Source organism: Acidovorax sp. GW821-FHT09B03 (assembly GCF_059418305.1).
The window spans coordinates 16,085-33,028 of the sequence record NZ_JBWKPP010000025.1; the positions used below are offsets into that span (position 1 = coordinate 16,085).

Sequence of the window (16,944 nt, forward strand, 5' to 3'; positions counted from 1 at the left end):
CATCAAGGCAACAGGAAGAAGGGAGGTCATGCGGCCGGCGCCAGGAAACGCTCGGCCAGGCGCACCCAGTAGGTGGCCGAGGGCGCGAGGATGGCGTCGTTGAAGTCGTAGTACGGGCTGTGCAGCGAGGCGCCATCGCCATTGCCCACGAAGACATAGCTGCCAGGCCGCTTGAGCAGCATGAAGGCGAAGTCCTCGCTGGCCGTGCGCGGGCGAAACCCCGCATCCACACGCGCGGCGCCAAAGGTGTCGATAGCCACGCTGCGCGCCAGCGCCGTCTCGGCATCGTGGTTCAGCACCGCGGGGTAGCCCGGGCGGTACTGCACCTCGGCCGTGGCGCCGAAGCTCTCGGCCTGGGCGCGGGCGATGGCGGGAATGCGCTCCTGCAGGATGGCGCGCACCTCGGGCTTGAAGGCCCGTGCCGTGAGCTTGAGCTCCACGCTTTCGGGGATCACATTCGGGGCGGCACCGCCGTGGATCGAGCCCACGGTGACCACGCCCATGTCCAGCGGGTCGACGTTGCGCGACACCACCGTCTGCAGTGCCGTGATGATGTGGGCGCTGGCCACCACCGGGTCCACCGTCTCGTGCGGCGCAGCGCCATGGCCGCCCTTGCCGCGCACGGTGATGGTGATCTGGTCCACCGAGGCCATGGCCGGCCCGGTCACGCAGCCGAAGTGCCCTTCGCCTACGCAGGGCCAGTTGTGCAGGCCGAACACCGCATCGCAGGGAAAGCGCTCGAACAACCCTTCGGCGATCATGCGGTTGGCGCCACCGCCGTTCTCCTCGGCGGGCTGGAAGATCAGGTTCAGCGTGCCGTCGAAGCGCCCCGACTCGGCCAGGAAGCGCGCCGCCGCGAGCAGCACCGTGGTGTGGCCATCGTGCCCGCAGGCATGCATCACGCCGGCGTTTTCGCTCGCATAGGGCAGGCCCGTGGCCTCGGTGATGGGCAGCGCGTCCATGTCGGCGCGGATGCCCAGGGACTTGCCTCTGCCATTGCCGCGCACCAGCCTGCCCACCACGCCCGTGCCGGCAATGCCGGTGGTGACCTCGTAGCCCCACGCCGCGAGACGCTCGGCCACGATGGCGGCCGTGCGGTGCTCCTGGAAGGACAGTTCCGGGTGGCGGTGCAGGTCCTGGCGCAGGGCCTTGAACTCGCCGATGAAGGCGGCAATTCCCTCCTCGACCCGGGCCACATCCTGGGAGCTTTCGATAGGCAATGCGGCGCCCATCAGGCAACCTTCCGGTCGGCAGCGCCCAGCTCTGGCGCAGCCGCATACCGGCTGGCCTTGCGCGGCAGGCCCAGGTGGTCGCGCAGCGTGGCGCCGGGCAAGGTGCGCTCGTAGCGGCCGCGTGCCTCCAGCACCGGGATCACATGCGTCACGAAATCTTCGAGCCCCTGCGCCAGCACCGGGAAACCAAGGATGAAGCCGTCGGCCGCGCCCTCGTCCACCCAGCGGATGATCTCGTCGGCCACCCGCTCGCCCGTGCCCACGAACTGCGAGCGTGGCGTGGCCGCCTCCAGCGCCACCTGGCGCAGCGTGAGGCCGCGCTCCCTGGCATCGGCCTTGATGCGGTCGGTGGTGGAGCGAAAGCTGTTGCGCCCGATCTCGCCCAGTTCGGGGAAGGGCGCGTCCAGCGGGTACTGGCTGAAGTCGTGGTGGTCGAAGTAGCGGCCCAGGTAGGCCAGCGCTTCCTGCACCGTGAGCAGTTCGCGGATGGCCTGGTACTTGGCCTCGGCCTCCTCCTGGGTGGCGCCCACCACCGGGCCGATGCCCGGGAAGATCTTCACGTCGTCGCCCTGGCGGCCCTGCGCCACCGCGCTGGCCTTGACCTGGCGCAGGAAGGCGCGCGTGGCCTCGAGGTTGGGCGAATGCGTGAACACCGCGTCGGCGTACTTGCCCGCCAGGCCCACACCCGCATCGGACGAGCCGGCCTGGAAGATCACCGGCTGGCCCTGGGCCGAGCGCCCGATGTTCAGCGGCCCGGCCACCTGGAAGAAGCGGCCCTTGTGGTTGAGCGTGTGCAGCTTGGCCGGGTCGAAGAACTGGCCGGTGGCCCGGTCGCGCACCACGGCGTCCTCGTCCCAGCTGTCCCACAGGCCTTGCGTCACCTCCAGGTACTCGTCGGCGATCTCGTAGCGCAGCGCGTGGTCGGGGTGCTGGCGGCTGTAGTTGCTGGCCGTGCCTTCGAGCGGCGTGGTCACCACGTTCCAGCCCGCGCGGCCCTGGCTGATGAGGTCCAGCGAGGCGAACTGGCGCGCCACCGTGAACGGGTCGCTGTACGAGGTGGAGATGGTGCCCGCCAGGCCGATCTTCGTCGTGGCCACGGCCAGCGCCGAGAGGATGGAGATGGGCTCGAAGCGGTTGAGGAAGTGCGGGATCGACTTCTCGTTGATGAACAGGCCATCGGCCACGAAGGCGAAGGCGATGCCGTTGGCCTCGGCCTTGCGCGCGGTGTCGATGTAGAACTGCAGGTTCACGCTCGCATCGGCCGGGCCGGCGGGGTGCTTCCACGAATTCATATGGCCGCCTGCGCCGTGCAGCATCAGGCCGAAGCGGATGGGGGAGCGGGTGGGGGGCGGGTTGCTCATGTGTTTTTCCTTCTGGGGGCAGGGGTCAGGCCTCGGCGGTCTGCAGCGCGCCGGCGAGCAGCTCCACCGACGCAAGGCGCTCGGCAAAGCCGGTCACGGGCGTGTCGACCACGAACTCCTCGATGCCGTAGCGCTCGGCCAGTGCATCGAGCGCATCGCGCACGAAGGCCTGCGAGCCGGCGATCACATGCGGGCGGGTTTCTTCGAGGCGGTAGTCGCTCACGCCGGCCTGGCGCGCGAACTCGGCGGCGGCTTTCTCGTTGGGCAGGTTCACGCTCTGGCCGGTGGACAGGTGCAGCTTGACGATGCGCAGCGCGCCCACCAGGCGCTCGGCCTCCTCCTGCGTGTCTGCGACCAGGGCATAGAGCGCGAGCAGTGGCACGCGGCCCGCGGCCTCGCGGTAGACCTGCACCGAGCGCTCGATGTTCACCGGGTCGCCATTGAAGTGCCCGGCATAGACGAACTGCCAGCCATGGCGCGCGGCCAGCGCGGCGCTGTCGGGGCTACCGCCGAGCAGGAAGCGCTCGGGCAGGCTCGGCGGCTCGGGCAGGGCCACGGCACCGGCCAGCGGGTGGTCGGCGGAAAGGGTGTTGGAGACGAAGGCATCGAGTTCGGCCAGTTGCACCGCGAAGTCGGCCTTGCGCGCCGGGTCGCGTGCGGCCTGCAGCGCACGGGTGGACAGCGGCAGACCGCCGGGCGCCTTGCCCACGCCCAGGTCCACACGGCCCGGGGCCAGCGCAGCCAGCAGCTTGAAGGCCTCGGCCACCTTGAAGGGGCTGTAGTGCTGCAGCATGACGCCGCCCGAACCCACGCGGATGCGCGTGGTGCGCGCCAGCAGGTGCGCAACCAGCACCTCGGGTGCCGAACTGGCCAGGCCCGGGTTGCCATGGTGCTCGGCCACCCAGAAGCGCCGGTAGCCCAGTTGCTCGGCACGCTGCGCCAGCGCTACGGTGCGCTGCAGCGCCTGGGCCGCGGTGGAGCCTTCAGGAACGGGGCTCTTGTCGAGCAGGGACAGGGCATAGGACACGGTGGGGGCGATTCGCGCATGGGTGAGCAATGCTGCAAATTCTGTGGCCCCGGGCCGGCGCGCGTTGCGCTAACTTGTCATATCGATATGCGGACAAAAGGCACCCCGGCCTTGTGTCCGCGCGGCGTGGAGCGCCACGCCGCAGGCGCGCCCGTCAGGGACGCTGCATGGTGCAGGTATGGGGTTGTTGCGCCTTTGCAGGGGCGATCTGGCGCACCACGCGAAAACCGTAGCCCGAGCCTTCGACGTCGAACTTGACGCCGTTGGCCCCCTTCTTGTCCATCACGCCCACCACCAGCGCCTGCTGGAACTGGTGGTCCGCCGCGCGCATGCTGCCGCCCTGGCCCGAGAGCTGCACGCTGGCCTTTTCCATCTGGCGCGCCACGGCCACCGGATCGGTGCTGCCCGCGCGCTCGATGGACTGGGCCAGCGCCTCCACCATGAGCTGCATGCGCATGTGCACGTAGTCGTCCTGGGGCTTGGGAAAGCGCTCGCGGAAAGCCTGGTAGAAGGCCTCGCTCTGCGCGCCCGGCACATTGGGCAGCCAGTCGGCCACGGCCACCACCTTGCCGATGCCGGCATCGCCGATGGCCGCGGGCGCGCCCAGCGCATTGCCGTAGAAGGTGTAGAAGCTGCCGTCGTAGCCCACCTCGCGCGCGGCCTTGACCAGCAGCGTGAGATCGTTGCCCCAGTTGCCCGTGACCACGGCCTGCGCGCCGCTGGTCTTGATCTTCACGGCGTAGGGCGCAAAATCCTTCACGCGGCCCACGGGGTGCAGCTCTTCGCCGACCACGGCCACGTCGGGGCGCTGGGCCGACAGCTGCTTCTTGGCCTCGCGCAGCACGGCCTGGCCAAAGCTGTAGTCCTGGCCGATCAGGTAGACGCTCTTCAAGGCCTTGTCGTCGCGCATCACCTCCATGAGTGCGGCCATGCGCATGTCGGCATGGGCGTCGAAACGGAAGTGCCAGAAGCTGCACTTCTCGTTGGTGAGGATGGGGTCCACCGCCGAGTAGTTGAGGAAGATCACGCGCTTGTTCGGCTCGCGCTCGTTGTGCTTGTTGATGGCCTCGATCAGCACCGCGGCAGTGGCCGAGGAATTGCCCTGCAGCACGACCTGCGCACCATCGTCGATGGCCGCGCGCAGGGCCGACAGGGCCTCTTCGTTCTGCCCCTTGCTGTCATAGCGCTCCAGCGCCAGCAGGCGCGGGCCGCCGGCGCTGGCCGGCAGGGCCACGCCACCGCGAGCGTTGACGCGCTCCATGGCCCAGTAGATGTTGCGGTAGACGGCCTCGCCGGTGTTGGCAAAGGCGCCCGAGAGGCTTTCGATCAGCGCCATCTTCACGGGCTTGGCGGGTGCTGCAGCAGCAGCGGGTGCTGTGCCCTGCGCCCAGCTGATGGAGGCCGGTGCCAGCGTGCAGGCCAGTGTGGCAGCGACGACCAAAACGGAATGACGTAATGCCGCAGCGCCTGATTTCAAGCCCGCGAACCGCAATTTATTCATGCTCTTTTTCCCCTTGAAAACCCGCGCGGCCGTACACAAGTTCTGTCCATGCGGCGACCACGTCGAGAGCCGCGCAGTGTATAGGAGTCCTTTTCATGATCTTCGCCCCCGTCGCCCGCCGTTCCGCCTTCAACGCACCCCGCTCTGCCGACCTGGCGCTGCAGCGCTTTCTGCTCGGCAGCTTTGCCAATGCCGCCCCTGCCCGCTCTGCCGGCGTGACCGTCACGCAGGACGACAAGGCCACCACCTTGCAGCTCGATGTGCCCGGCCTCGCCCGTGAGCAACTGCAGCTCGCCATCGAAGGCAATGTGGTGCGTCTGTCCAGCGTGGAAGGCGCTCCCCGCCAGGTGCAGCGCGCCTGGGAGCTGGCCACCGACATCGATGCCGCGGCCAGCAGCGCCAAGCTCGAAAACGGCGTGCTCACGCTCACTCTGGTGCGCGTGGAGCCCGTCAGCAAGGCCACGACGCTGAGCATCCAGTAAGTCAATACACGGCGCAGTGGAGCGTGGCCTGGCGGCCGCGCTCCACCCGTGCGTGCACTTTGCCCCTCCCTTTGCCCCAGTCCGGCAAAGGCCTTATCCCGTCAGGGCTTTGCCCCCGCTTTTCTCACGCGCCGAACCGCAAGGGTTCCTTCAATTTCCGTACGCGCGCATTCCCAACAGCACCAACACCGCCAGCCCCAGCAGGCACGACACGGCCTGCCAGAACAGCACCGGATTGCGCTCCACCAGCGGTGGCGCACGCAGACGCTGGAATTGTGCACCCGGCGCCTCCAGGTCGTGCAGGAATTCCGAGACCGCCTCCTGGCGTTTGAGCGGCTGCGGCTGCAGGGCCTTGTGCAACACCCCATCGAGCCAGGCCGGCAATTCGGGCCGCAGGTGGCGCACGGGCACATAGCGCAGCTGCTTGAGCTCCGCCGGTGAACGCAGGCGCACCACCTGCAGGCCGTAAGGCAGTTGGCCGGTGAGCATCTGGTACGTCAGCACCGCCAGCGAGAACAAATCCGCCCGGGCATCGCCCTCGCCGCCCACGAAGTACTCGGGCGCGGTGTACTGCAGCGTGCCGGCAATGGCATCCGCGCGCGCAGCGCCCGTCCCCTCGGCAAGGCCCGCCACGTGCACCGACCCGAAATCGATGAGCTTCACCGTGCCGCTGCGGTCGACCAGCAGGTTCTCGGGTCGGAGGTCCTGGTGCAGCATCTCGCGCGCATGGAAGGCCTGCAGGCCCTTGCCGATCTGGGCGACCAGGCTGCGCACGGCGTCCAGGCCGGGCTGGGGGTGGTCGGTCATCCATTGGCCCAGGGTCTGGCCTTCCACGAATTCCATGGCCACATAGACATGCTGGCGCGGCCGCTCGTCGCCCGCGGCGCGCAGCACATGCGGGCTGTGGATGCGCCGCGCCACCCATTCCTCGAGCACAAGGCGGTCCAGGTAGTCCTTCTCGGCGGCCAGCTCCACCGACGGGGTCTTGAGCGCCACCTGCTGGCCCGTGGCGTCGTCCACGGCCAGGTGCACGTGGCTGCGCGAACTCGCATGCAGTTCGCGCACGATGGTGTAGCCCTCGAACTGCATGCGCGGCGACAGCGGCGGCGGCAGGGCCAACCCCTCGCGCGCAGCCGGCAGGCTGGCCAGGGCCCGGTTCTCGGGCAGCGCATCGATGCGCAGCAACTGCAGTGTCAGGTCATCGGTGGCGCCGCGCGCCCGGGCAGCGGCCACCAGCGCCCGCGCGGCCGCGTCCAGGTCGCCCGCAGCGTGCGCGATGGCAGCCTGCACGGCCGCCACATCCAGGTGCGTGTACGCCCCGTCGGTGGCCAGCAGGTAGACATCGCCCACCTCGGCCGGCAGGCTGCGGTAGTCGATCTCCACATTCGGGCCCATGCCCAGGGCACGGCCCAGGAAGGACTCGACCGAGGACAGGTGCACACGGTGGTCCTCGGTCAGTTGCTCCAGGGCCGTGGCGTGCACGCGGTAGATGCGCGCATCGCCCACGTGCAGCAGGTGCACCTCGCGGCCCTTGAGGATCAGGGCGCTGAAGGTGGTGACGTAGCCGCGGTCCTTGTCGAAGCGCGCATGGCTGCGCATGGTCTGCGCGTGCAGCCAGGCATTGGTGGCGCCCAGCACGCGCTGGGCCGAGCGGCGCACCGACCAGGCCTCGGAGGTGGCGTAGTAGTCGTCCAGGAAGCCGCGCACCGCTGCCGCGCTGGCCTCCTGGCTCACCGCGCTGGAGCCTATGCCGTCGGCCAGCGCCACCACGATGCCCTTGGTGCCGCGCTGCGGCCCCACGGGCAGCATGGCGCCGTGGAAGTCCTGGTTGACCCCCTTGTGACCGGCCTCGGAATGCTGGCCGAGCGTGACGTTCAAGCTATTGCTGTCGCTCATAGGGAGGCAGGCAGGAAGGCGAGGATGAATGGGTCTTCACGATGGCGCGTGCCCTGATTTGGGATGGGATGCTAGGCGCAAAGCGCAGCCATAGCCCGTGCTATGGCGAGCATTTGCTTGCGCCGAGACCGCCCAAAGCAGGGTGCGCGGCGCGTGAGGGACCCGTTCAGCCTCGTCTTTAGGCGATCTTGCGCTTGGGGGCGGTCTTGTAGTGCGTGGAGTACAGCATCGCGCCCACGAAGGTCAGGCCGCCCACCAGGTTGCCGATCACGGTGGGGATTTCATTCCAGACCAGGTAGTCCATGACCGTGAAGTTGCCACCCAGCAGCAGGCCCGAAGGGAACAGGAACATGTTGACGATGCTGTGCTCGAAACCCATGTAGAAGAACAGGGCGATGGGAATCCACATGCCGATGGCCTTGCCCGACACCGATGTGGACATCATGGCCGCCACCACGCCGGTGGACACCATCCAGTTGCACATCACGCCGCGGATGAACAGGGTCAGCATGCCGGCGGCGCCGTGTGCGGAGTAACCCACCGTGCGGCCCTCGCCGATGTGGCCGATCTTCACGCCGACGGCGTTGGGCGCCTCGCTGAACCCGAAGGTGAAGATGATGGCCATGAACACCGCCACCATGAAGGCACCCGCGAAGTTGCCGCAGAACACCAGCGTCCAGTTGCGAAAGACGCCACCCCAGGTGGCGCCAGGACGCTTGTCGAGCACGGCCAGCGGGGCCAGGGTGAAGACACCGGTCAGCAGGTCATACCCCAGCAGGTACAGCAGGATGAAGCAGCCCGGAAAGAGCAGCGCGCCCAGCAGCGCGTTGCCGGTGTTCACCGTGACGGTGACGGCGAAGGCGGCGCCCAGTGCCAGCATGGCACCGGCCATGAAGGAGCGGATCAGCGTGTCGCGGGTAGACATCAGGAGCTTGGATTCACCGGAATCGACCATCTTGGTCACGAACTCGGCGGGGGCGAGGTAGGCCATTGAAATTCCTTTGGAACAGGGAACGGACAGGCGCCTCGGGGTGATGCACCCCAGGAAGCGCGCCAGGAAGAAGACAAAGAAAAACGGCGTCCGCTGCCCCCCCAGACACCTGGGGGACGCAAGGGACGCCGTTATCCTTGGAAGCGCGATTCCTGTGCCTGCGGCGAGCCGCAGACAGATGGCAGGCAGGCCACCGTCAGCCCGCCCTCCACCACCCTCCTTGCAAGTTCCGTACCCTCGTTGGGGCAGCCCAGGCCGGGGAAATTCCCACAAACCGTGCACGCTCACGGGGCATGGTGCGGCGTCGGCCTCACATCAGTGCAGGCCGGGCACCAGCCTGGGTCAGGCGGGCTTGTCGCCCTTGCGGTCGGGGTGGGCGAATGCCAGGTCCGGCAGGGACAGCGTGGCCTCGGCCACATCGAGCAGGCGGCGGTTCTGGTCCATCGAGGTCTTTTGCAGCACGCGGAAGGCGACTTCCTCGTTCATGCCCAGGCGCGCCATCAGCACGCCCTTGGCGCGCTCGATCACCTTGCGCTCATTGAGCGTGCGGCGCGCCGCCTCGAGCTCGGCTTCCATGCTGGCCATGCGCGCCGACTGGGCCTGCAGCAGCTCCAGCAGCGAGGCCGATTCGGCCCCCTGCGCTCCCGCTGCCGACTGCTCCACCGCGGTCGGCGCGATGGCGATGTCGAAGAAGCGGTCCACCGCGTGCGTGCGCTGCGGCGGGTTGTCGCGCAGGCCGCGCAACAGGCCCTTGGAGTCCTGCAGGTCCTGCTGGGCCTGCACGATGTGCGCGGAGCAGTCCTCGCGCAGGCGCTGCACAAGGTCCACCTGCAACTGCCACAGGGCCGTGATGCGCTCGGTGCACACGTCGAACCAGGCGTCGCTGAGGTTGCTGTCCAGCGCCGCACCCGGCCGCACCACGCACAGCGTGCGCCGCAGCCGCTCCAGCTGGGCCATGCCGGGGGCCAGTTGCTGCTGCTCCCAGCGGGTGCGCAGCGCCACATCGGCAAACTCGGCAAAGGCGCGCAGGCTGCGTTCCTGGGCATCGATCAGGTGCAGCACGCGCTGCTGGTGGGCGTCGCTGCCCTGGCCTGAGGCGAACAGCAGCGCGCCCATGGCACGTTCCTGCCCCGCCTCTTCCTGCGCCTGCACCAGGTGCACCAGGGCCACGAGCTGGCGCGAGACGCTGGGCAGCCCGGCCGCATCGGCCACGTGGAAGACCAGCTCGACCAGCCCGGCGATCAGGTGGCTGAACGCGGCAATCGAATCGTGGGCGGTCATCGCCTGCTTGTCGATCTGGCTGCGCAAGGCAGGCAGCGCATCGAGGCCCAGCAGGGCCCAGGCCATCAGCGACAGGGCCTTGGCTGTGGCGCCCTGCGCAGGCTCGACATGCTGGGCGAATTCCCCGCGCAGTTGGGCCTCCAGCGCCACGACCTCCTGCACGATGCGACCCCGCAGGTCGGCGAAGCGCTGGGCCTTGGAGGCCAGGTAGACGCCCGAAGCGCCACGCTCGCGCTGCAGCCCCTCGATCAACTGCCCGACCACGTCCACCAGCGCGGCCCGGCTGGCAAGGTGGCGCACCGCATCGATCTCGAGCTGGCGCGAGCGCAGCACGAGACTGGAAACGGACAGGGGCGCGGCGGCCAGATCGGGCATGCAGTGACTCCGGGATTCAGGATACGCAGATGCTAACCCCGCCGGACACCGCCCAGGGCATTCAGGCGACGGCCACGCTGATGCGCCCGCCCTCGGCGCGCACGCCGTGCGCCTGCACCGAATGCTCGGGCGCCTCCAGGCATTCGCCGGTGCGCAGGTCGAAATGGTTCTTGTACAGCGGCGAGGCGACCACGACGCGCTCGCCCAGGTTGCCGATCAGCCCGCGCGAGAGCACGCTGGCGCCCGACTTGGGGTCCACGTTGTCGATGGCGAAGAACTGGTCGCTGCCGGTGCGGAACACGGCCACATGGCGGTCGGCCACCAGGGCGCAGACGCCGGTGCTGGGCAGGATGTCGTCGACCGCGCAGATGTCGGTCCAGGCAAGGGGGTCGGTGCTGCTGTTCATGGGGAGTGCGCTCATGTTGTCCTCGTCCTTCTTCTTCAAGCGGCCTGGTGGATGGGGATGACCTTGGCAGGGGTCTGGCCACGTTCCTCTGCGCGTGCGGGGCGGATCTGGCCGCGTTCCTCGACGAAGAGCACGTTCTCGTCGGCCTTGTCGCTGTTCACGAACGAGCGGAAGCGCTTGCGCGTCTCGGGGTCGGTCACGGCGGTCTTCCACTCGCACTGGTAGGTGGCCACCACGTGCTGCATCTGCGATTCGAGCTCGGCGCACAGGCCCAGGCTGTCCTTTTGCAGGACATCCTTGAGGTAGTCGAGGCCGCCCTCTAGGTTCTCGCGCCAGGTGCTGGTGCGCTGCAGCCGGTCGGCCGTGCGCACGTAGAACATCAGCACCCGGTCGATCATGCGCACCAGGTCTTCCTTGGACAGGTCGGAGGCGAACAGCTCGGCATGGCGCGGCTTCATGCCGCCGTTGCCGCAGATGTAGAGGTTCCAGCCCTTTTCGGTGGCGATGATGCCGATGTCCTTGCCCTGCGCCTCGGCGCATTCGCGCGTGCAGCCCGAGACGCCGAACTTGATCTTGTGCGGGGCACGCAGGCCCTTGTAGCGGTTCTCCAGCTCCACGGCCAGGCCCACGCTATCGCCCACGCCATAGCGGCACCAGGTCGAGCCCACGCAGCTCTTGACCGTGCGCAGCGACTTGCCGTAGGCATGGCCGGACTCGAACCCGGCGGTGATCAGCTCCTCCCAGATCAGGGGCAGCTGCTCCAGGCGCGCACCGAACATGTCCACCCGCGCACCGCCGGTGACCTTGGTGTACAGGCCGTACTTCTTGGCCACCTGGCCCACGGCGATCAGGCCGTCGGGCGTGACCTCGCCACCGGGCATGCGCGGCACCACCGAGTAGGTGCCGTCCTTCTGGATGTTGCCCAGGTAGTAGTCATTGCTGTCCTGCAGGCCGGCCAGCTCCTTCTTGAGCACGAACTCGTTCCAGCACGAGGCGAACACGCTGGCCGCCACGGGCTTGCAGATGTCGCAGCCCATGCCCTTGCCATGCTGGGCCAGCAGTTCGCCAAAGCTCCTGATGTTGCCCACGCGCACCAGGTGGTAGATCTCCTGGCGCGAGTACGCGAAGTGCTCGCAGATGTGGTTGTTCACGGCCATGCCGCGGCGCGCCATCTCGGCCTTCATGACCTGGGTGACCAGGGGCACGCAGCCGCCGCAGGTGGCACCGGCCTTGGTGCAGGCCTTCATCTCGGCGATGGTGCAGGCACCGTTGCCCACGGCCTCGCAGATGCCGGCCTTGGTGACGTTGTTGCACGAGCAGATCTGTGCCGTGTCGGGCAGGGCGTCCACGCCCAGGCCGGGCTTGGCCTTGCCGTCGCTGGACGGGAAGATCAGGAACTCGGGGTCCTCGGGCAGCGTGATGCCGTTCAGGGCCATCTGCAGCAGCGTGCCGTACTCGGTGGCGTCGCCGATCAGCACGGCGCCCAGCAGCTGCTTGCCGTCTTCGCTGATGACGATCTTCTTGTAGACCTGGCGGCGCTCGTCCACGTACTGGCAGGTGCGGCTGTGCGGCGTTTTCGCATGCGCGTCGCCGATGCTGGCCACGTCCACGCCCATGAGCTTGAGCTTGGTGCTCATGTCGGCACCGACGAAGGCCGCGTCGGTCTCGCCCGCGATGTGGCGGGCCGCCACGCGCGCCATGTCGTAGCCGGGGGCCACCAGGCCGAAGGTCTGCTCGTTCCACGAGGCGCATTCGCCGATGGCGTAGACATCGTGGTCGCTGGTGCGGCAGGCACTGTCGATGGCCACGCCACCGCGCGGGCCGATGGCCAGCAGACTCTGGCGCGCCAGTTCGTCGCGCGGGCGGATGCCGGCGGAGAACACGATCATGTCGGTTTCCAGGTAGGTGCCGTCGGCAAACACCATGCGGTGGCGCGCACGGGCGCCATCGGTGATCTCCTGCGTATTCCGGCCGGTGTGCACCTGCACGCCCAGCTCCTCGATCTTGGCCCGCAGAACGCGGCCGCCGCCCTCGTCCACCTGCACGGCCATGAGCCGGGGGGCGAACTCGACCACGTGGGTTTCAAGACCCATGTCGCTCAGTGCCTTGGCGCATTCCAGGCCCAACAGGCCGCCACCCACGACCACGCCGGTCTTGGATTTGGCGCCCGAGGCCTGCATGGCCTCCAGGTCTTCGATGGTGCGGTAGACGAAGCAGTGGTCGCGGTCGCGCCCCGGCACCTGGGGCACGAAGGGGTTGGAGCCGGTGGCCAGCACCAGCTTGTCGTAGTGGAGCACTTCGCCGTCCACCGTGGTCACGGTGCGGATGCGGCGGTCCACCGATGCGGCCCGCGCCGCCAGGCGCAGCGTGTAGCCGGTGCGCTCGAAGAAGCCGGGCTCGACCAGGGAGAGCTCGTCGGCCGAAGTACCGCTGAAGAAGGCCGACAGGTGCACCCGGTCGTAGGCGGGGCGCGGCTCCTCGCACAGCACGGTGACTTCGACGCCGGTCATGCCGGTCTCGGCCAGGCTTTCGAGGAACTTGTGGCCGACCATGCCGTGGCCAATGAGAACGATTTTCATGCTTGCTCATCCTGCAAGAACCCGGGGAACCGCATCAAGGGGTGCAGGATGTGCCGTGCCTTGCGGCACAACGCACCCTCCGCGGAACCACGGGCGTGGGTTGGAACTACCAGGCAGCCCGCTGCGACGCTGCGGCTTGCCCGGGTGTTCCGCCATCATTAGCGGAGGGGTTGTTTATCAGTGCGCAGGCAGCTTTACCGGCGGACAGCCAGTGTTCAGCAATAAGCGTGCCCGGCTTTTGAAGGGGGTTCGTCGCCACCCGTTCGGGCTTTGTCCCCTGGGCGCCTCGCTGCGGTGCAGCATGTCACCAATTTGGGGCGGGCCCCTGGCAAGCCCCCGCCCTGCCCCGGTGCCTGGGCACCGGGGAGGCGCCTCACTCGTGGCGCAGGGCGTCGATGGGGTCCATGCGCGCGGCCCGGCGCGCGGGGAAGTAGCCGAACACCACGCCGATGCCGGCCGAGAACACGAAGGACAGCAGGTTCACGCCCGGGTTGAACAGGTAGGGCACGCCCATCAGCACCGACAGCCCCAGCGACGCGGCCGTGGCCAGCACGATGCCGATGAGCCCGCCCAGCGCGGCCAGCACCACCGCCTCGACCAGGAACTGCAGCAGCACCTCGCGCTCAAGCGCGCCGATGGCCAGGCGCAGCCCGATCTCGCGGGTGCGCTCGGTCACGCTGACCAGCATGATGTTCATGATGCCGATGCCGCCCACCAGCAGGCTCACGGCCGCCACCGCCCCGAGCAGCGTGGTCATGACCTTGGTGGTGCCCGACAGTGCCTCGCCCAGCTGCTTGGTGTCGAGCACGTTGAAGTTGTCCTCGTCGGTATCGGAGAGCTTGCGCAGCTCGCGCAGCAGCTGGGTCAGGCTGGCCTTCACGCGCTCGGGTTCGCTGCCGTCCTTCATCGACACCAGCAGGGTGTTCACGCGGGTGTTGCCCGTCACGCGGCGCTGCAGGGTGCGCAGCGGCACCAGCACGGTGTCGTCCTGGTCGTTGCCGAAGGCGCCCTGCCCCTTGGAGGCCAGCACGCCCACCACCTCGCACGAGAAGGCCTTCACGCGCAGCTGCTCGCCCACGGCGTCGCGCGTGCCGTAGAGCTCGCGCCGCACCGTCTCGCCGATCACGCAGACGGCGGCACCGGCGCGCAGTTCGTCGTCGCTGAATGCGCGGCCGATGCGCAGCGTCCAGTTGCCCGTCTGCAGCCAGGCGTTGGTGCTGCCGATGATGCTGGTGGACCAGTTGCGCCCGCCGGCCACCACGGTGGCGGCCGCGCGCGATTCGGGCGCCACGGCCAGGATGCCGCCGATCTGCTGGGCAATGGCATCGGCGTCGGTGTCCTTGAAGGCCGCGGCACCAGTGCCGCCGCCCGGGCCCATGCGCTGCCCCGGGCGCACCTGCAGCAGGTTGGTGCCCAGGCCCGATATCTGGTTCTGAATGGACACCGTGGCGCCATTGCCCAGCGTGACCATGGTGATCACCGCGCTCACGCCGATCACGATGCCCAGGATGGTCAGGAACGAGCGCATGAGGTTGCGCCGGATGGAGCGCAGCGCCAGCAGGATGGAACTGAGGAACATCAGTGCACCTCCGCCGGCAGCACCGCACCGTGAGCGGCCAGGCCGCGTGGGTGCGGATTCGGCTCGTCGCTGCCCACCACGCCATCGACGAAGCGCACGATGCGCCGTGCGTACTCGGCCATGTCGCCCTCGTGCGTGACCATGAGCACGGTGATGCCCAGGTCCACGTTCAGGCGCCACAGCAGCTGCATGATCTCGTGGCTGCGCTGGGTGTCGAGGTTGCCGGTGGGCTCGTCGGCCAGCAGCACGGCCGGCTCGGTGACGATGGCGCGCGCGATCGCCACGCGCTGCTGCTGCCCGCCCGAGAGCTCGGCCGGCGTGTGGTGCTCCCAGCCCTTGAGGCCCACGGCGGCCAGCGCCTTCGCGGCCGCCGCATGGCGCGCCGCTGCGGGCTCGCCACGGTACAGCAGCGGCAGCTCGACGTTCTCCTGCGCGGAGGTGCGCGCCAGCAGGTTGAAGCCCTGGAAGACGAAGCCGAAGTAGCGCCGGCGCAGCCGCGCGCGCTCGTCGCGCTGCAGCGCCTCCACATGCACGCCCTTGAACAGGTAGTCGCCCGTGGTGGGCCGGTCCAGGCACCCGAGGGTGTTCATGGCCGTGGACTTGCCCGAACCGCTGGGGCCCATGATGGCCACGAAGTCGCCCTGGGCGATGTCCAGGTCCACGCCCTTGAGCGCCTGGAAGGCGAGCGCGCCTTCACCATAGACCTTGGTGACGCCGCGCAGGCGGATCAGCGCCGTGTCGTCGCCCGTGCTGTCCATGCGGTGGGTGGCCGTCATCGCGCGGCCCCGTTGCTGCGCTGGTCGGTGATCACCGCCATGCCGGGGGCGATGCCCTCGCCCGTCACCTCGGTCATGCGGCCGTCGCTGATGCCCACGCGCACCTTCAGGGCCTGCGGCGCGCCGTCCTTGAGCACCCAGACCTGCTTCATCTTCGATGCGGCGTCCTCGCCCGGCGCACCGCCGCCTGCGGGGCGACGCCCACCCTGGCCACCCGGGCGTGGCATGCGCGGCATGAGCTGCCCCATGATGCCGCCGCCCTGCTGCGCCGCCGCGGGCTTGCCGCCGCCAGCGGCCGCGCCCGCCTGCGCCGGCGTGAAGCGCAGCGCGGTGTTGGGCACCAGCAGCACGTCCTTGCGCTCGGTGGAGGTGATGGTGGAGGCCGCCGTCATGCCGGGGCGCAGGCTCATGTCGCGGTTGTCCACCTCCAGCCAGGTGACGTAGGTGACCACGTTGTCGGTCTTGGTGGAGCCGAAGGACACGCGCGTGACCGCGGCCGGGTAGCGCCGCGAGGGGAAGGCGCTGACCGTGAAGCTAGCCTTCTGCCCGACCTGCAGCGAGCCCACGTCGGCCTCGTCCACGCTCACGTCCAGGCGCAGGCGCGTGAGGTCCTCGGCCACGGTGAACAGGGTCACGGCCTGCAGCGATGCGGCCACGGCGTTGCCGGGCTCCACCGTTCGGGTGAGCACCACGCCATCGATGGGCGAGCGGATGGAGGCCTTGGACAGGCTGGTCTCGTCGGTGGACAGCGCCGCACGCGCATCGTCCACGCTGGCGCGGGCGCTGGCCTCGTCGGCGCGGGCGCGGTCCAGCGTGGCGCGGCCGGTGTCCAGTTCAGCCGCCGAGGGCACCTTGCCGCCCGACAGGCGCGCGACCTCTTCCAGGCGCCCGAGGCCCGCCAGCGCCTCCTTGGTGGTGGCTGCGGCCTGTGCCTGCCGCGCCTGCGCGGACGCCAGCGAAGCGCGCGAGCGCAGCACCTGCGCATCGAGCTTGGCAGTGTCGAGTTCCACCAGCACCTGGCCTTTCTTGACCTTCTCGTTCACGTCCACCATCACCTGGCGCACCGTGCCCGAGAGCTCGCTGCCGATGGTCACCAGCCGCGTGGGCTGCAGCGTGCCATTGGCCGATACCGAGAGCGTGAGGTCACCCGTCTTCACCTCTTCGGTCACGTAGACCGGCGCGGCGCTGGCCTGCTTTTGCAGCTGCCAGGCGTAGATGCCGCCGCCTGCCAGCGCCAGGGCCGCCACGCCCAGCCACAGCGCGGTGCGCCGGTACCAGCGGCGCGGCTTCTCGCCGCCCAGCAGGGCCTGCAGGTCGGCCGGGGCACGGGCCCCGGGGGTGGCAGCGCCGGGCTGCGGTTCCTTGGTGTTGTCGGTCATGGCGATGGGCTCGGGAAAAGACAGGAAAAGAGGGGCGGCACCACCGGTGCACAGGCCGTGCGCGGGGTCGATGGCCTTT

At 69.0% G+C, this 16,944-nt stretch carries 13 protein-coding genes; 1 reads left to right on the forward strand and 12 read right to left on the reverse strand.

Going from position 1 to position 16,944, the window contains the following annotated elements:
* Nucleotides 1-26: 26 nt before the first annotated feature.
* From AC07PA_RS29420 to AC07PA_RS29435, 4 genes are all read right to left on the reverse strand, one after another.
* Entirely contained in the window at nt 27-1,232 is a 1,206-nt protein-coding gene (locus AC07PA_RS29420; protein ID WP_494609649.1) for a M20 aminoacylase family protein, read from the reverse strand.
* Entirely contained in the window at nt 1,232-2,593 is a 1,362-nt protein-coding gene (locus AC07PA_RS29425) for an LLM class flavin-dependent oxidoreductase (RefSeq protein WP_494609648.1), read from the reverse strand. The genes AC07PA_RS29420 and AC07PA_RS29425 overlap by 1 nt, the downstream gene beginning before the upstream one ends.
* A gap of 25 nt (nt 2,594-2,618) precedes the next feature.
* Nucleotides 2,619-3,620, reverse strand: a complete 1,002-nt coding sequence (locus AC07PA_RS29430) for an LLM class flavin-dependent oxidoreductase (RefSeq protein ID WP_494609647.1) — start codon at nt 3,618-3,620, stop codon at nt 2,619-2,621.
* A gap of 154 nt (nt 3,621-3,774) precedes the next feature.
* Nucleotides 3,775-5,121, reverse strand: a complete 1,347-nt coding sequence (locus AC07PA_RS29435) for a branched-chain amino acid ABC transporter substrate-binding protein (protein WP_494609646.1) — start codon at nt 5,119-5,121, stop codon at nt 3,775-3,777.
* A 95-nt stretch (nt 5,122-5,216) separates the two neighbouring features.
* Between AC07PA_RS29435 and AC07PA_RS29440 the strand changes: the two genes are divergently transcribed.
* Nucleotides 5,217-5,603, forward strand: coding sequence for an Hsp20/alpha crystallin family protein (locus tag AC07PA_RS29440; protein ID WP_494609645.1), 387 nt, complete (start codon nt 5,217-5,219; stop codon nt 5,601-5,603).
* A gap of 150 nt (nt 5,604-5,753) precedes the next feature.
* Here AC07PA_RS29440 and AC07PA_RS29445 read toward each other — a convergent pair whose 3' ends face one another.
* From AC07PA_RS29445 to AC07PA_RS29480, 8 genes are all read right to left on the reverse strand, one after another.
* Entirely contained in the window at nt 5,754-7,499 is a 1,746-nt protein-coding gene (locus AC07PA_RS29445) for a bifunctional protein-serine/threonine kinase/phosphatase (protein ID WP_494609644.1), read from the reverse strand.
* A 178-nt stretch (nt 7,500-7,677) separates the two neighbouring features.
* Nucleotides 7,678-8,490 (reverse strand): formate/nitrite transporter family protein, encoded by an 813-nt coding sequence (locus AC07PA_RS29450; protein WP_494609643.1) that lies wholly within the window; start codon nt 8,488-8,490, stop codon nt 7,678-7,680.
* A gap of 342 nt (nt 8,491-8,832) precedes the next feature.
* Entirely contained in the window at nt 8,833-10,146 is a 1,314-nt protein-coding gene (locus AC07PA_RS29455) for a nitrate- and nitrite sensing domain-containing protein (protein ID WP_494609642.1), read from the reverse strand.
* A 61-nt stretch (nt 10,147-10,207) separates the two neighbouring features.
* Nucleotides 10,208-10,567 (reverse strand): nitrite reductase small subunit NirD, encoded by a 360-nt coding sequence (gene nirD / locus AC07PA_RS29460; RefSeq protein ID WP_007857647.1) that lies wholly within the window; start codon nt 10,565-10,567, stop codon nt 10,208-10,210.
* Nucleotides 10,568-10,587: 20 nt separating this feature from the next.
* Nucleotides 10,588-13,131, reverse strand: coding sequence for a nitrite reductase large subunit NirB (gene nirB, locus AC07PA_RS29465; protein ID WP_494609641.1), 2,544 nt, complete (start codon nt 13,129-13,131; stop codon nt 10,588-10,590).
* A gap of 373 nt (nt 13,132-13,504) precedes the next feature.
* Nucleotides 13,505-14,710, reverse strand: coding sequence for an ABC transporter permease (locus tag AC07PA_RS29470; protein ID WP_007857645.1), 1,206 nt, complete (start codon nt 14,708-14,710; stop codon nt 13,505-13,507).
* Complete coding sequence (locus tag AC07PA_RS29475) at nt 14,710-15,486, reverse strand: ABC transporter ATP-binding protein (RefSeq protein WP_494609640.1); 777 nt, start codon at nt 15,484-15,486, stop codon at nt 14,710-14,712. The genes AC07PA_RS29470 and AC07PA_RS29475 overlap by 1 nt, the downstream gene beginning before the upstream one ends.
* Nucleotides 15,483-16,865 carry an efflux RND transporter periplasmic adaptor subunit gene (locus AC07PA_RS29480; protein ID WP_494609639.1) on the reverse strand — a complete coding sequence of 461 codons (1,383 nt, stop codon included), beginning with the start codon at nt 16,863-16,865 and terminating at the stop codon, nt 15,483-15,485. Before AC07PA_RS29480 ends, AC07PA_RS29475 begins: the two co-directional genes overlap by 4 nt.
* Nucleotides 16,866-16,944: the final 79 nt, after the last annotated feature.

What these genes read in the sequence shown, in the direction of transcription:
- AC07PA_RS29420 (WP_494609649.1), bottom strand. Translation starts at nt 1,232, where the DNA reads ATGGGCGCCGCATTGCCTATCGAAAGCTCCCAGGATGTGGCCCGGGTC.
- AC07PA_RS29425 (WP_494609648.1), bottom strand. Translation starts at nt 2,593, where the DNA reads ATGAGCAACCCGCCCCCCACCCGCTCCCCCATCCGCTTCGGCCTGATG.
- AC07PA_RS29435 (WP_494609646.1), bottom strand. Translation starts at nt 5,121, where the DNA reads ATGAATAAATTGCGGTTCGCGGGCTTGAAATCAGGCGCTGCGGCATTA.
- AC07PA_RS29440 (WP_494609645.1), top strand. Translation starts at nt 5,217, where the DNA reads ATGATCTTCGCCCCCGTCGCCCGCCGTTCCGCCTTCAACGCACCCCGC.
- AC07PA_RS29445 (WP_494609644.1), bottom strand. Translation starts at nt 7,499, where the DNA reads ATGAGCGACAGCAATAGCTTGAACGTCACGCTCGGCCAGCATTCCGAG.
- AC07PA_RS29450 (WP_494609643.1), bottom strand. Translation starts at nt 8,490, where the DNA reads ATGGCCTACCTCGCCCCCGCCGAGTTCGTGACCAAGATGGTCGATTCC.
- AC07PA_RS29455 (WP_494609642.1), bottom strand. Translation starts at nt 10,146, where the DNA reads ATGCCCGATCTGGCCGCCGCGCCCCTGTCCGTTTCCAGTCTCGTGCTG.
- nirD (WP_007857647.1), bottom strand. Translation starts at nt 10,567, where the DNA reads ATGAGCGCACTCCCCATGAACAGCAGCACCGACCCCCTTGCCTGGACC.
- nirB (WP_494609641.1), bottom strand. Translation starts at nt 13,131, where the DNA reads ATGAAAATCGTTCTCATTGGCCACGGCATGGTCGGCCACAAGTTCCTC.
- AC07PA_RS29470 (WP_007857645.1), bottom strand. Translation starts at nt 14,710, where the DNA reads ATGTTCCTCAGTTCCATCCTGCTGGCGCTGCGCTCCATCCGGCGCAAC.
- AC07PA_RS29475 (WP_494609640.1), bottom strand. Translation starts at nt 15,486, where the DNA reads ATGACGGCCACCCACCGCATGGACAGCACGGGCGACGACACGGCGCTG.
- AC07PA_RS29480 (WP_494609639.1), bottom strand. Translation starts at nt 16,865, where the DNA reads ATGACCGACAACACCAAGGAACCGCAGCCCGGCGCTGCCACCCCCGGG.